A 13,995-nucleotide genomic window follows, 5' to 3' on the forward strand; every position below is an offset into this window, starting at 1 on the left:
AATTTATATGTTTATTCACCTATCGGATCGAGTGGAATAGAGAGTGGAACATCATTGTTTGAGCCTTGATTATAGTATTGTGGTACATCGCCACTAAAGCCACCACTACCAATTGGGATTGACTGTCTAATTTGTGCAGTTTGTGTACCAAATGGAATAATTGTGCGAATTTCTACTTCTATATGAACTACGGGTTCGATGTGTACACTGTTGATCTTTACACCAGTGATTCTTGTCTCCACTTCCGTATTCACATAACCAATAACTTCTAAATTAACAGGTATTTTTGGGCCTAGATTTGCTAATAGAGGTAGACCTAATACCTGTCCCAAGGGGATCTCAATTAGGTCAGATTTCCTTTGTAATTGCTCTATTTCATTTAAATCCGCTGATTCTAAGTCCAAGTCAACTGGTGCGTTAACATCTGGAATAACACCTTGCTCTAGTTGCTGTAAAAAAGTTTCTACGCGATATTGAATATTACGTTGCACCCTATTTTCCATCGCTGCATTAATTTGATAGCTTACAACACGACCAGATTGATCGTAATTAAATTGAATTAATTCATCTATTTCTAAATCATCATTTAATTTTTTACTTACAGCAATCCCCATAGCCATGTTTGCATATTGTTTATTTCGCGTTTCTGCAATATCTAGTAAAACGGGTTTCACACCATCGTTCACAATCACAATACTGGCAAACGTAGCAAATAAAAATAATATTGTCGTCAGGAAAATGAGGTGCTTGCCAGAAATAACAATTCGTGTCCTTGGTCTCCTCACAAAAATCCCCCCTTAAACAACAATATGCTGTAATAAGGGAGGTTAGTATTCAGGCCGTCCATTTTGTTATGCTTTTTTTATATACGCTTAAGGGGGGAAGTTAAAATTCACTCAGTGGCGCTTTTAAAGTATTCCCATCGCTTGTTAACCCTAGGAAATCAATAAAGACCCTTAAATCAAAAGTGTCACGGACGGTAGATCCGGGGTAAATTAATGCGCATAACCAATAATCGTAATGTCTAAGGCGGTAGACAAATCTAGATCATATGGCACGACAACTTGATCAGATTCCTTAATAACACGAACAACTGGACGTTGAGCTAGATTTTCGTTTTGCCTCACAACAATTGCTGTACGATGATCATTGAGATTTACAGTAATTCCATTTGGATATATCGCGATACTTTCACGAAAAACACGAACAATTTCTTGATCAAACAATTTTCCGCTGCCTGCATATAGGATGTCTAACCCTTCTTGTGGGAGCATGGCATCACGATAAACACGATTACTTGTGACTGCATCAAATACATCCGCAACTGCTAATATTTTCCCAAAAGGATGGATTTCTTCATCTCGAATTCCTCTTGGATACCCTGAACCATCTAGCCGTTCATGGTGTTGAAAAGCACAATGAGCAGCTAATAATGGTAATTCTTGCGACGCTCGTAAAAATTCAAAACCTAATTCGGTGTGTGATTTTATCACTTCAAACTCGTCGGACGTTAATCTTCCTTCCTTCTTTAACACTTCTTCCGGAATGAATACTTTCCCGACATCATGTAATATTGCACCTATGCCCAACTCTTGAGTTTTTTTATTGGTTAATTTCAATGCATTTGCAATTGCAATCGAATAAATCGTAACATTAACCGAGTGCGTAAAAAGGTAATCATCACTAATAAAAATATCAGACATAATCGATAGCACTTGATCATCATCTTGTATCTGTCTTATGATTGTATCAACTAAGTTCGTCATTTTATTGCTTGTATGATCAAACAAAAAAGATTTATTTTTGAAGCCTTGATTTTCATAACCTTTAAATAGTGATTTAACGGTTTGGATTGATTCAATCTTTAATTCATCAGAGATAGGAGAATGGATGATGATATCCTCTGAAATCTCATCCCGAATATACACATATGTAACCCCTAATTCTTGTAACCGATCAATCATGGCTTGTGATAGGTTAACATCTTTTTGTATTAATATACGTCCATTGTCATTATAAATTGGTTTAGCTAACTCAGAACCAACCTGCAATCCCCTCGTTGTCACTAATTTCATTATGTTCTCCTAACTGCTATAGGTGATATTCTAACATTATTCGTCATTTTCTTCTTTTTTTAGTTTACCAAATATACTCGTATGTTCACAAGCTATTCTTGAACAAATTGTTTTACTGCTAGCGCTAGCAAATCACGGATAAATTCTGGCATATAGAATTTTTTCGATTTCGCTCGTGAAATTTCTGTTGATAAATGTCCAAAAGTAAACATATCAGGAGTAGCAATAGTATAAATACGGTCTAGGTATAACTCTTCTCCATTATATTTTACGCTTTCTAGATGTACCTCACCGTTTTCATCTAGTACTGTGCTAATCTCAACACCGACAAATATCATTTTACCTATTATTTTGCCACGAAACCCGAAACCTTTCACCTTTGTATTGATATACCTTTTCGTTATACTTTCCCGAATAACTTCTAGTAATTTTTCTCCAGTTAATTGAACGACACAAGGATTGATAGGATGTGGACAAATCCGATGAATATCATAACGTGTCACAACTCCAGCAGGTAGAGAATCTAATAACATTCCTGCATTCATCATCGCAATATCAGCGGACGTCCATGTTTGTAATGTTTTTGCAAGTTGATGAATGATGGATGTCTCTTTAAACCAATCCACTTCCAATGGAGCTGATAAACTGGCAACAGGTTGACTTAGAACCTTTCTGGCCAATTTATATTGATCTTCAATTACATTTCTCGATTGCTGATCTTCCTCAAGATGATCGATGTTCACCGTATGTGCTTCCGTATGTTTCAATTCCTTACTCTTATGATCCCAAGTAAACATAATTTCTCCAACATAATGTCCGTACTTACCTGCTGCTGTTAACACTGTTTCATTACACTGTTCCGTATCACGAAACAAATGATGTGTATGCCCCCCAATAATTACATCAATCATAGGAAAATGGTTAGCAATATCTTCATCCTGATCAATACCTAAATGAGATAAAAGAATAACAATATCTGCATTTTCTTTTAATGTAACTATCTCACGTTCTAGTACAAGCATAGGATCTTCAATATCCCAACCTAAAGGGTTATAAAATGGATAGAAAGGGGCTGTCAACCCCATCAAACCAACCTTAATTCCCGAGGGTGTCTTCAATATGGTACTCTTTTTCAACCAAGGAGGATCAACACCATTTTTACTGGAAAGGTTTGCGCATACAACAGTAAACTCCGCTTCATCATACAAATGAAACAGGTCTTGATAGTCTAATGTGATTCCTTCATTATTACCAAGGGTAATCGCATCATAGTTGGCTTGATTTAATAACGCTACATTATCTTTTCCTAAAGAAGCCTCTGTAATTGGATGTACACGGTCTAGATGATCGCCATTATCGAACAAAAAATAGGCTTCGTTATTGCGTAATCTATCTTCTTTTTTTTGAGATAAATATTGCATTATTTTGGGCCAGTTCTCAAAGTGGCTATGTAAATCGCTTGTAAAATAGACAAATATATTTTCTTTCAAGTCCTTCCCCCCACATGTCACAAAAAAATTAATCTTTTACTTTTATGTTTATTATCACTTTGTTTATTTTACCATTTATCTGATGAATTAAATATTTGTAAGCTTACACTACACAGTTTCCATAGACTGTGCAGTAACGAGAATCTTTTTTACCGCTCCTCAAATGAAATTGACTCCCTTTCACCACAAGGGTATAAGTGCGACATCGACTCAAAACTACTATCGTCGTGTCTTCTTTACCGCAGGGTGCGGCTTCAGCTAACTCGGAAGAAATTCCCTTCCGAGTGGATCTTCAGCTCGTGGGACTGCGATTACTCGTCCCATCAAAAACATTCACTTTTCCTGCTGGAGTGTCGCCAATTTCATTTGATACGCTTGATGAAGGTTTTTAATCAAATTACCGCACAATTGATGTACTACAGCTAAAAAAGTGTCTCAAGAATTTCTCTATACAAATTGGATGTAGATTAAAACAAAGACTATATCATTTGATTTTCTGCCTAAACACTATCACAACTAGCGAAGTTAGAAAATGGGTGACACTCCAGTGGGATTAGCGTGAGTCGAAGATCCACTTGGTAAAGGGATTTTCTTTACCAAGTTAGCTGAGGCCACGCCCACGGAAAGGGAGCCCATTTTCTGACGTAGCGGGTAAGGAGCACTTACTGCGCTGTTTGCGTCTATTGTTCTGTAAGGTATAAATCCGAGTATAAGAAAGAAACCCTTGGCACTATGTTAATAGCCCAAGGGTTCAATAATCTAATACTAACCGATACTTCCTTCCATTTCAAAGGAGATCAAGCGATTCATTTCTACTGCATATTCCATTGGTAATTCTTTTGTAAATGGTTCAATAAAGCCCATAACAATCATTTCCGTTGCTTCTACTTCGGAAATACCACGACTCATCAGATAGAACAATTGCTCTTCAGATACTTTTGATACTTTAGCTTCGTGCTCTAAAGAAATATTCTCATTCATAATTTCATTATATGGTATCGTGTCTGATGCAGATTGATTATCCATAATCAATGTATCACATTCGATATTAGAACGTGCACCATCTGCTTTTCTTCCGAAGTGAACAATACCTCGATAAGATACTTTTCCACCTTGTTTCGCTATCGATTTTGAGACAATGGTTGATGAAGTATTAGGCGCTAAATGAATCATTTTTGCTCCTGCATCCTGATGCTGACCTTTTCCTGCTAAGGCGATAGATAGAGTCATTCCACGTGAACCTTCCCCTTTTAAAATAACCGCAGGATATTTCATCGTAAGCTTGGAACCGATATTACCATCAACCCATTCCATCGTTGCATTTGCATCACAAATTGCACGTTTGGTTACAAGGTTGTAAACATTATTTGCCCAGTTTTGAATCGTTGTATAACGACAGTATGCATCTTTTTTAACAAAGATCTCAACAACCGCACTGTGTAGAGAGTTGGTTGTAAAACTTGGAGCTGTACACCCTTCCACATAATGAACGGAAGCCCCTTCATCTACAATGATTAACGTACGTTCAAATTGCCCCATATTTTCTGAGTTAATTCGGAAATATGCTTGTAATGGTGTGTCTGTCTTAACTCCTTTTGGTACATAAATAAATGAACCACCAGACCATACTGCTGAATTTAATGCAGCAAATTTATTGTCGGTATAAGGTATCACTTTTCCAAAGTACTCTTTAAACAGCTCTTCATCTTCTTTCAAAGCTGTATCCGTATCTTTAAAAACAATTCCTAATTTTTCAAGATCCTCTTTTAAATTATGGTAAACTACCTCTGACTCATATTGTGCAGAAACCCCAGCAAGATATTTTTGCTCTGCCTCAGGTATACCTAATTTATCAAAAGTTTGCTTAATTTCTTCAGGCACTTCATCCCAAGAACGCTCTGAACGTTCCGAGGGTTTTACATAATAGGTTATTTCATCAAAATCAAGCTCTGCCAAATCGCCGCCCCACTGAGGCATTGGTTGACTATAAAATTGCTCAAGTGATTTTAAGCGATATTCTAACATCCACTCTGGCTCTTCTTTCATGTTTGAAATCTCTTCAACCACTTTTTTCGTTAATCCTTTTTCTGTACGAAAGACAGAAACATCGCGGTCATGAAAACCATATTTATATTCTCCAACTTCTGGTGCATTTTTAGCCATGTTACCCCTCCTATTCAAGTAATATGTGAAGTTAATCTTGTTCTTGTTGATCGACTGCTTTTTCCATTGCCTTCCAAGCTAATGTAGCACACTTGATACGGGCTGGAAATTTACAAACACCTTGTAATGCTTCAATATCACCTAGATCGATATCTGTATCTATTTCTTTCCCAATCATAATATCAGAGAAAAGTTCAGAAATTTTTAATGCCTCTTCCACTTCTTTTCCTTTAATGACCTGTGTCATCATGGATGCCGAAGATAAACTAATCGAACAACCTTCACCTTCAAACTTTGCATCCTTTACATGATTATCTTCTATTGATAAATGTAACTGAATTCGATCACCACAAGTCGGGTTATTCATATCAATAGTCAAAGCGTCATCCTCTAATGAACCACGGTTGCGTGGGTTCTTATAATGGTCCATGATTACTTGTCGATATAATGAATCTAAATTATCAAAAGACATCACCAAAAAACTCCTTCGCTTTGTTTAATCCAGCTACCAAATTATCAACATCATCAACGGTATTATACAAATAAAAGCTTGCTCTTGCTGTTGCTGTAACATCCAGCCACTTCATTAATGGTTGTGCACAATGATGACCTGCACGAACCGCAATCCCTTCTGCATCTAGTACCGTTGCTGTATCATGTGGATGAACATCAGCCAAATTAAAGGTTACAAGTCCGGCTCGGTGTTTTGGCCCATAGATGGTTAACTTATCAATTTCTGTAAGTTGTTCCATCGCATAATTGACTAACATCGTTTCATGTTCTGTCACATTATCTAATCCGACTTCAGTCAGAAAATCAATCGCAGCACCTAGACCAACCGCACCTGCAATGATCGGTGTACCGCCTTCGAATTTCCAAGGAAGTTCTTTCCATGTCGAATCATATAAATCAACAAAATCAATCATTTCGCCACCAAACTCTACTGGCTCCATTTGTTCAAGTAACTGTTTCTTTCCATATAAGACGCCTATACCTGTTGGTGCACACATTTTATGTCCAGAAAAAGCATAAAAATCACAATCCAAATCCACAACGTCCACTTTCATGTGTGGTACTCCCTGCGCGCCATCTACTAATATAACAGCATCGTTTTCATGAGCAATTTTAGTTATTTCTTTAATTGGATTAATGGTACCTAACACATTAGATACATGAGTAACTGCAACAATCTTTGTTTTTGGTGTGATCGTTTTTCTCACATTGTCTAAGTGAATTGTACCATCCGTCTCAAGAGGAATATATTTCAGTGTAGCACCAGTTACTTTGGCAATCTGTTGCCAAGGGATGATGTTACTATGGTGCTCCATCTTAGAAATTACGATCTCATCACCTTGGGACAAATGACTTTTTCCATAACTCTGCGCAACCAAATTTATTGCTGTTGTTGTACCACGAGTGAAAATAATTTCTTCCACGTTCTTTGCACCAATAAATTGCTTTACTTTTTCACGTGCTCCTTCATAAAGATCAGTTGCACGTGTACCAATCGTATGAACACCACGGTGAACATTTGAGTTATTTAAGTGATAATAATTATTAACAGCTTCGATTACTTCGATTGGTTTTTGAGAGGTAGCAGCCGAATCTAAATATACAAGAGGATGTCCATTTACTTCTTGATCTAGAATCGGAAAAGCAGAGCGGATTGATTTCACATCCATTAGTTTACTTTCCCTTCAATTACTTGTGTTAATTGCTCTTGAACAGCAGTAATTGGTATTTCATTTACAACTGGTGCTAAAAATCCATGAATAATTAAACGTTCTGCTTCTTTTTGCGATATCCCCCTACTCATTAGGTAATACAATTGAACGGGATCCACACGCCCTACAGATGCTGCGTGTCCAGCTGTTACATCATCTTCATCAATTAATAAGATTGGGTTCGCATCACCTCGTGCATTTTTACTTAACATAAGTACACGAGATTCCTGTTCTGCATTTGCTTTTGTACCACCATGTTCAATTTTTCCGATACCGTTAAAAATTGCCGATGAGCTATCCTTCATTACACCATGCTGCAAAATAATCCCATTGGAGTGCTTTCCGTGATTGACGATTTTCGCTGTAAAATTCTGTGTTTGGTCACCACGTCCAACAGAAACTGCTTTTGCATAAGAAACAGAATGATCACCAATTAAGTGGGTAACATTTTCTGAAACGGTATTGCCATCATTCATTTGGCCTAATGCCCATTCAATGGTTGCATCACGATACGCTACACCACGACGGTTCATATAAACCGTTGTACCACGAGCAAAATGATCAACAGACCCGAAAGAAATCGATGCATTATCATGTGCAATTACCTCTGCAACAATATTAGCTACCGTTTCTTGCTCGTTATTTTGAGAGAGGTAGTTCTCTACGTATGTTACTGAACTATTTTCTTCTGCTACGAGAATAACGTGATTAAATAAAGCGAGTTCTTGATCTTCTTGCCAAAAGATAGCTTGTAACGGCTTATCAATCACGACATTTTTTGGAACATAAACAAAAACTCCACCATTCACTAATGCTGCATGTAGAGCTGTCATCTTGTGTTCATCAATCGCTACAGCTTCCTTCATATAATAACGTTGTACAAGTTCCGGATATTTCTCCAATGCTGTAAAAATATCTGTGAAGATAACTCCTTGTTCAACTAATGTTGGATCAAGGGTTTCATAAACAGCAACTTGATTTCTTAATAGTACAAAATTTTGGTCTTCTTTTTCCGTATCCACAAATACTTTGATATCTGAAGGAAGCTGATCAAGCGATTCAATTGCTGATTCTTCTGCTTCTGACTGGTGTTTAAAATTTGTGAAATTCCACTTCGTAATGTTTGTTTTATCTGGTTTGGGCATTGCTAAACTTTCTGATCGATCAAAAGCTTCCAATCGAAACTTTCTCATCCAATTTGGTTCACTTTTCTGTTGAGAAAAAGTTTCTATATATTCTTTTCCGTATGTCTCTTTCGTTTCAATGGCCATGCTATCCCTCCTTACCGTTTAGGCGTTATTTACCTACAGTTACGTCCTCAATACCTAGTTCTTGTTTAATCCAATCATATCCTTCGCTTTCCAAACGTTCAACAAGTTCCGGACCACCTGATTTCACCACACGTCCTTGCATCATGACATGAACATAATCAGGAGTAATGTAATTCAATAAACGCTGGTAGTGCGTAATAATTAAACATCCAAATGATTCACTACGTAATTTATTTATTCCTTTAGAAACAACCTTCAATGCATCAATATCTAATCCAGAATCAATTTCATCTAGTATACCAATTGCAGGTTGTAGTAACATTAATTGAAGAATTTCATTACGTTTTTTCTCACCACCTGAGAACCCTTCATTTAAGTATCGTTGTGCCATATTCTTATCCATCTCAAGATAATCCATTGCGGCATCCATCTCTTTAATAAATTTCATTAATGGAATTTCGTCACCTTCTTCTCGATGTGCATTAATAGACGAACGTAAAAAATCAGAAGTTGTAACACCGCTAATTTCGCTTGGATATTGCATAGCTAGAAACAGACCAGCTTTCGCACGCTCATCAACTTCCATTTCCAACACATCTTCTCCATCCATTAAGATACTACCTTGAGTTACCTCATATTTTGGATGCCCCATAATCGCAGAAGCTAAGGTAGATTTTCCTGTTCCGTTCGGCCCCATAATTGCATGAAACTCTCCACCTTTAATTGTTAAATTTACCCCTTTTAATATTTCGTTCCCCTCAATCTCCACGTGCAAATCCTTAATTTCTAAAACTGATCCACTCATATTCATACCTCCAAAAAATCTCATTTTTATATTATTTAGAATGAATTGATCTATAATCCGTTCATTCTCACTTTATTCTCATTACAATCTTATACTATTTCGAATGTATTATCAAGATTTTAAAACGCAATACCTTGATTTTTTATACCTTTTTGTTTATAAAGTATTTTTCAAGCGCTTTCTATTCATTATGCGCCATTTAACTATTTTTACTTATATGATGCATTTTAAAAGTACTCACATAAGCTTAGCTTATTTATAAATATCCATCTTTAACAAACATGAAGCGATTATCAAGCAAATCAAAAAAGAAAATGTGCTTGCACTTAATAGGGAGGAATTACCATAATTTAATCACAAAACTGATAAACAGTGAAGAACCCTCTGTCATGTAATATACAGAGGGTTCTGGCATGCTTTCTCATTTAGCTTTGTAATTGTTTAATTTTTCTCAAGTAATTGTGTTTATTTTTCTCTATCTGTGTACTTGGCGTTGCATTTCATTTACAATATGCTTACTGTCTTGATGACTTTTTTCTCTCTCTTGCTCAACTTGAAGGCGCTTGTCTAACTTTGCCTCGTATTCTGCAAAGATGACACCGTGATTTTGTAGCATCGCCTTTTCCATTTCTGTTGTATGAGCAATTTCTAAACTGGTTACCATGTAAGATTATCTCCCTCTCTTTTTTTTGCACTTTCAAGTATAACATTTGTAAATACTTGATCCAAAAGAGATATGACTTGATATGAAGTTCATACAACCTGTTTGCTTATACCTAATAAACTGAATATCCTTAGATGTAAATTTGAAAGATAATACTCTATTATGATCCCAAATGCTCCAAATATTGATTGTTTTGTGTTTTCAGAAAATAATAATGATAAAATAGCGAAGGATTAAATTCATTTTTGGGAAAGGAGATTAGATATGCAAGCACCATCATTTTGTTTAAACTATTTAACAAAGCCAGGTTCTTATAGGCTTGATCAAGATAGAGGTTCAGTTATTATGTTAACTTTTTGGGCCTCTTGGTGTCCTGATTGTAGTAGCGATTTGCCGAAAAAAGAACAACTTTATCAATCGATTGATCAAAAAAAAGTGAAAATGCTTACGATTAATGTTCCCGCTAGAGAAAGAGACCCTTTGGAAGGAATTCGTTATGCAGAAAAGTTTTTATCTCAACCAACATTAGTTGACGAAGGGCGAAAATTATACGATCAATATCAATGTAAAGGTGTTCCAACGACGATAATAATAGACCAAACAGGACATATCTATCGTCAGTTCGGTGCTCAAGTTTCTTTTATTGAAATTGCCACAGCATTAGGCGACTTACTGAAGTAAACACCATTCGGTTTTCTACCTATATAAAATGAAACTTCAATCAGTGTGGGGATTCGTGTTTTCTCACACTGATTGTTTGTACTAAAGACCAACCCAGATGTTCTTGGTTGGTGTTTTGCTGCGGGAGTCTAACGGACGATTGCTTGCTCTTAGGATAGATAAAAGGAGCACCACAACTGAATTTTGGTTTCTATACAAATAACCGAACCATAATAAAGATTTATTCCATTATAGGTTCGGTTATTGTATTATCTTTTTTTGTACAGCTTCTTTTCATTAATTAGCTGCTAAAAACGCCTGATATGCTTCTGGTGTCATTAATTTATCGAGTTGATCAGGATTACTTGGCTCAACAACCAGCATCCAGCCACTATCATATGGAGATTGATTAATCAACTCGGGACTATGATCTAACTGTTCATTCACTTCAACGACTATTCCCGTTATAGGTGCAGATAATTCGGAAACAGTTTTCACAGACTCAACACTTCCGAAAGGTTCATCTACTTCGACCTTATCACCCACTTCAGGCAATTCAACAAAAACAATATCCCCAAGTTCATCTTGTGCTGGACTAGTTATCCCTATTTTTGCTCGATTACCTTCAATTTTTACCCAAACATGTTCTGCTGAAGTTTGCAAATCATTTGGTAGTGTCATCTGTCTCCTCCTCTACTATGTTCATTATTTCCATGTATGCTCAAATTCGTCTTCTTTAAAACCAAGTGTTACTTGTTTACCATCGGTTGTAATTGGTCGTTTAACTAACATACCATCCGATGCAAGTAAACGTATTTTTTCCTCATCCGAAAGTTTTGGTAATTCATCTTTCAATCCTAACTCTCGATATTTTTTCCCGCTTGTATTAAAAAATTTCTTAATCGGTAAGCCACTAGCTTCAATATACTCACGTAATTGTGCTTCAGTTGGTGTTTCATCCACAATATGAACGTCCTTATATTCAATCTCGTTAGAATCTAACCATGCTTTTGCTTTACGGCAAGTACCACATTTAGGATAACAATAAAAAGTGATTGTCATAATTCATCTTCCTTTAACTATTTATTTGTCGAGTCACGGTCAATTTTAGTATATAGAATTTATTGTTTTGGCACTATTAATATGCACCACTATCTAAAAACTGTTCCATCAATCAATAGCGTTTTTTGGACAGTATACCACTAAGCACAAAGGTTTCAAGAATGACCTAATCTCCTTTTAGCTTTCGAATGCCAGTGTCCGTTTTGAAAGAGAAATCTTAAGGCAGATTATTTCAAGATAAGGTATCGCATAAATAAAAGTACAATGGATACATTACTATTATAACCATATTAAAGGAGGTCCTCAACATGCAACAACAACAAATGCAAAACATGAATCAAAATCAAACAGGACAAATAATGACACAACCACCGAACATGATCAGTTCAAAAGATTTATTGTATTTAACCGACATGATGTCATGGAATTTAGGGGCATTAAAAAAAGCTCACTGTTTTTCACAAAAGTGCACCATTCCAGAGATTCAAACCGCATTAGATAATGTAAGTAAAATGCACGAAAAGCACTACCAAACCTTGTTACAATATACAAAACAGCACAGCAACTCTCAAGTTCATTAACAGAAAGGAGCACACACGATGACACAACAACAAAAGGTTCAAAATCCAGAAACACAATTAAACAAAACACCGGAAATGAATGATCGGGATTTTATCAATGATATGTTATCAACAGAAAAGTACTTAACCGAATCCTATAGCACCGCATTAAATGAAGCAAGTAATCAAGCGCTATATCAAGATTTATTAAATATTTTCACAGAATCACAAAATGCTCAACGTAACTTATATAATTTAATGTTCAAAAATGGTTGGTATAGCTTAGACAAAGCAGATGCTCAACAAATACAACAAGCAGCACAGCAATTTAGCGGTTATATGGATCAATTCCCTGTTCATTAAATTTTTTAAACACCAACAAATAATCGTGTTGGTGTTTTTCATTATTGACTAAATTTTTCAATCTTTTTTTAAAAAGACACACATTTCCCTCTTTTTTTTGGTAAAAAAACTTATATAGATCCTTAACTGTATACACCTCTCCTATTTATTTGATGAGGCGTCTTCATTCATGTTTTACCCCTAAACCAAAATCACGTTGAAAAAATATCATTACAATACACAAGCATTCTGGTCTTCTTATTAATTTCAAAACCTCCCCCCCTCAATCAAAACGGAACTATTCTTATTTACAAAACTACGTGCTTACGATACAATTACGGTATTAAAATATTGTTAATTAGATAAAAGAATGAATTTGATCTAATTAAGCAGGTAAAATAGATTGGAGATTTCTCATGTCCACGTCAATCGTTTCTATGAAAAATATTAGTTATGCCTATGAAAACAAGTATGCTTTAAAAGATATCAATTTGGAAATTCCGAACGGCGCATTTCTTGGGTTGGTTGGGCCAAATGGTGGTGGAAAGACAACATTAATTAAGTTGTTGCTTGGTTTAGCTCGGCCACAACAAGGTTCTATTCAACTGTTTGGAAAGGACATTCAGCATTTTAAAGAATGGAACAAAATAGGTTTTGTATCACAAAAAGCAAATGCATTTAACCGAGGGTTTCCGGCTACAGTAAAGGAAGTAGTTTCTACTGGTATGACTGCTAACGTCGGTTATTTTAAGTTTTTTAGCCGAAAGCAAAAACAAAAGGTAGAAGAAGCGGTTGAAATGGTTGGCATGTCTAGCTATTTAAATCAAAATATTGGTGATTTATCAGGTGGACAACAGCAACGCATTTTTATCGCAAGAGCACTGGTTAGTGACCCCGTTTTTCTCATTCTAGATGAACCTACTGTAGGAATTGATACCGAGAATGTTGAAAAATTTTATGGACTGTTAAAAAAATTAAATGAAGAAAATAATATATCACTACTTCTTGTATCTCATGATATCGGAACTATGACAAGGCATGCGAACGGAGTGGCTTGTTTAAATAAAACACTTCATTTTCACGGCAATACTGCAGCATTTGCTAGTTTATCAGAAGAGGAATTATCAAGGTTTTATGGTCATGATTTAAGCGTTGTGACACATCAGCATTAAGGAAGAG

At 35.9% G+C, this 13,995-nt stretch carries 15 protein-coding genes; 4 read left to right on the forward strand and 11 right to left on the reverse strand.

What is annotated here, in order from left to right; translation table 11 throughout:
• Positions 1–11 precede the first annotated feature (11 nt).
• The 9 genes from yunB to OWO01_RS08590 form a co-directional block, all read right to left on the reverse strand.
• Positions 12–785 carry a sporulation protein YunB gene (yunB, locus tag OWO01_RS08550; protein ID WP_268780033.1) on the reverse strand — a complete coding sequence of 258 codons (774 nt, stop codon included), beginning with the start codon at positions 783–785 and terminating at the stop codon, positions 12–14.
• A gap of 210 nt (positions 786–995) precedes the next feature.
• Positions 996–2,075, reverse strand: coding sequence for an HD-GYP domain-containing protein (locus tag OWO01_RS08555; RefSeq protein ID WP_268780034.1), 1,080 nt, complete (start codon positions 2,073–2,075; stop codon positions 996–998).
• A gap of 92 nt (positions 2,076–2,167) precedes the next feature.
• The gene (locus tag OWO01_RS08560) at positions 2,168–3,565 is read right to left on the reverse strand and encodes a bifunctional metallophosphatase/5'-nucleotidase (RefSeq protein ID WP_268780035.1); all 1,398 of its coding nucleotides are present in this window, start codon (positions 3,563–3,565) and stop codon (positions 2,168–2,170) included.
• 765 nt (positions 3,566–4,330) lie between these two features.
• Positions 4,331–5,728: a Fe-S cluster assembly protein SufB gene (sufB, locus tag OWO01_RS08565; RefSeq protein ID WP_268780036.1), complete on the reverse strand. Its 1,398-nt coding sequence runs from the start codon at positions 5,726–5,728 to the stop codon at positions 4,331–4,333.
• Between the two features lie 31 nt (positions 5,729–5,759).
• Complete coding sequence (gene sufU, locus OWO01_RS08570; RefSeq protein WP_268780037.1) at positions 5,760–6,200, reverse strand: Fe-S cluster assembly sulfur transfer protein SufU; 441 nt, start codon at positions 6,198–6,200, stop codon at positions 5,760–5,762.
• Positions 6,190–7,410 (reverse strand): cysteine desulfurase, encoded by a 1,221-nt coding sequence (locus OWO01_RS08575; protein ID WP_268780038.1) that lies wholly within the window; start codon positions 7,408–7,410, stop codon positions 6,190–6,192. The genes sufU and OWO01_RS08575 overlap by 11 nt, the downstream gene beginning before the upstream one ends.
• On the reverse strand, positions 7,410–8,723 hold the full coding sequence (sufD, locus tag OWO01_RS08580; protein ID WP_268780039.1) for a Fe-S cluster assembly protein SufD: 1,314 nt from the start codon (positions 8,721–8,723) through the stop codon (positions 7,410–7,412). Before sufD ends, OWO01_RS08575 begins: the two co-directional genes overlap by 1 nt.
• Positions 8,724–8,748: 25 nt before the next feature.
• Complete coding sequence (sufC, locus tag OWO01_RS08585; RefSeq protein ID WP_268780040.1) at positions 8,749–9,528, reverse strand: Fe-S cluster assembly ATPase SufC; 780 nt, start codon at positions 9,526–9,528, stop codon at positions 8,749–8,751.
• 475 nt (positions 9,529–10,003) lie between these two features.
• A complete protein-coding gene (locus OWO01_RS08590) occupies positions 10,004–10,192 on the reverse strand; it encodes a YuzK family famiily protein (RefSeq protein ID WP_268780041.1) in 189 nt (62 codons plus the stop codon).
• A 264-nt stretch (positions 10,193–10,456) separates the two neighbouring features.
• Here OWO01_RS08590 and OWO01_RS08595 point away from each other — a divergent pair, with 264 nt between their 5' ends.
• The gene (locus tag OWO01_RS08595) at positions 10,457–10,873 is read left to right on the forward strand and encodes a TlpA family protein disulfide reductase (RefSeq protein WP_268780042.1); all 417 of its coding nucleotides are present in this window, start codon (positions 10,457–10,459) and stop codon (positions 10,871–10,873) included.
• Positions 10,874–11,149: 276 nt separating this feature from the next.
• Here OWO01_RS08595 and gcvH read toward each other — a convergent pair whose 3' ends face one another.
• Together gcvH and OWO01_RS08605 are read right to left on the reverse strand one after the other, a co-directional pair.
• A complete protein-coding gene (gene gcvH, locus OWO01_RS08600; RefSeq protein WP_268780043.1) occupies positions 11,150–11,533 on the reverse strand; it encodes a glycine cleavage system protein GcvH in 384 nt (127 codons plus the stop codon).
• 24 nt (positions 11,534–11,557) lie between these two features.
• Positions 11,558–11,914, reverse strand: a complete 357-nt coding sequence (locus OWO01_RS08605) for an arsenate reductase family protein (RefSeq protein WP_268780044.1) — start codon at positions 11,912–11,914, stop codon at positions 11,558–11,560.
• 308 nt (positions 11,915–12,222) lie between these two features.
• Here OWO01_RS08605 and OWO01_RS08610 point away from each other — a divergent pair, with 308 nt between their 5' ends.
• The 3 genes from OWO01_RS08610 to OWO01_RS08620 all read left to right on the forward strand — a co-directional run bounded on the left by OWO01_RS08610 (position 12,223) and on the right by OWO01_RS08620 (position 13,988).
• On the forward strand, positions 12,223–12,495 hold the full coding sequence (locus OWO01_RS08610; RefSeq protein WP_268780045.1) for a spore coat protein: 273 nt from the start codon (positions 12,223–12,225) through the stop codon (positions 12,493–12,495).
• An 18-nt stretch (positions 12,496–12,513) separates the two neighbouring features.
• The gene (locus OWO01_RS08615; protein WP_268780046.1) at positions 12,514–12,837 is read left to right on the forward strand and encodes a spore coat protein; all 324 of its coding nucleotides are present in this window, start codon (positions 12,514–12,516) and stop codon (positions 12,835–12,837) included.
• A 395-nt stretch (positions 12,838–13,232) separates the two neighbouring features.
• Positions 13,233–13,988, forward strand: coding sequence for a metal ABC transporter ATP-binding protein (locus OWO01_RS08620; RefSeq protein WP_268780047.1), 756 nt, complete (start codon positions 13,233–13,235; stop codon positions 13,986–13,988).
• Positions 13,989–13,995 lie beyond the last annotated feature (7 nt).

This window comes from Natronobacillus azotifigens (genome assembly GCF_026805325.1).
GTDB lineage: Bacteria > Bacillota > Bacilli > Bacillales > Amphibacillaceae > Natronobacillus > Natronobacillus azotifigens.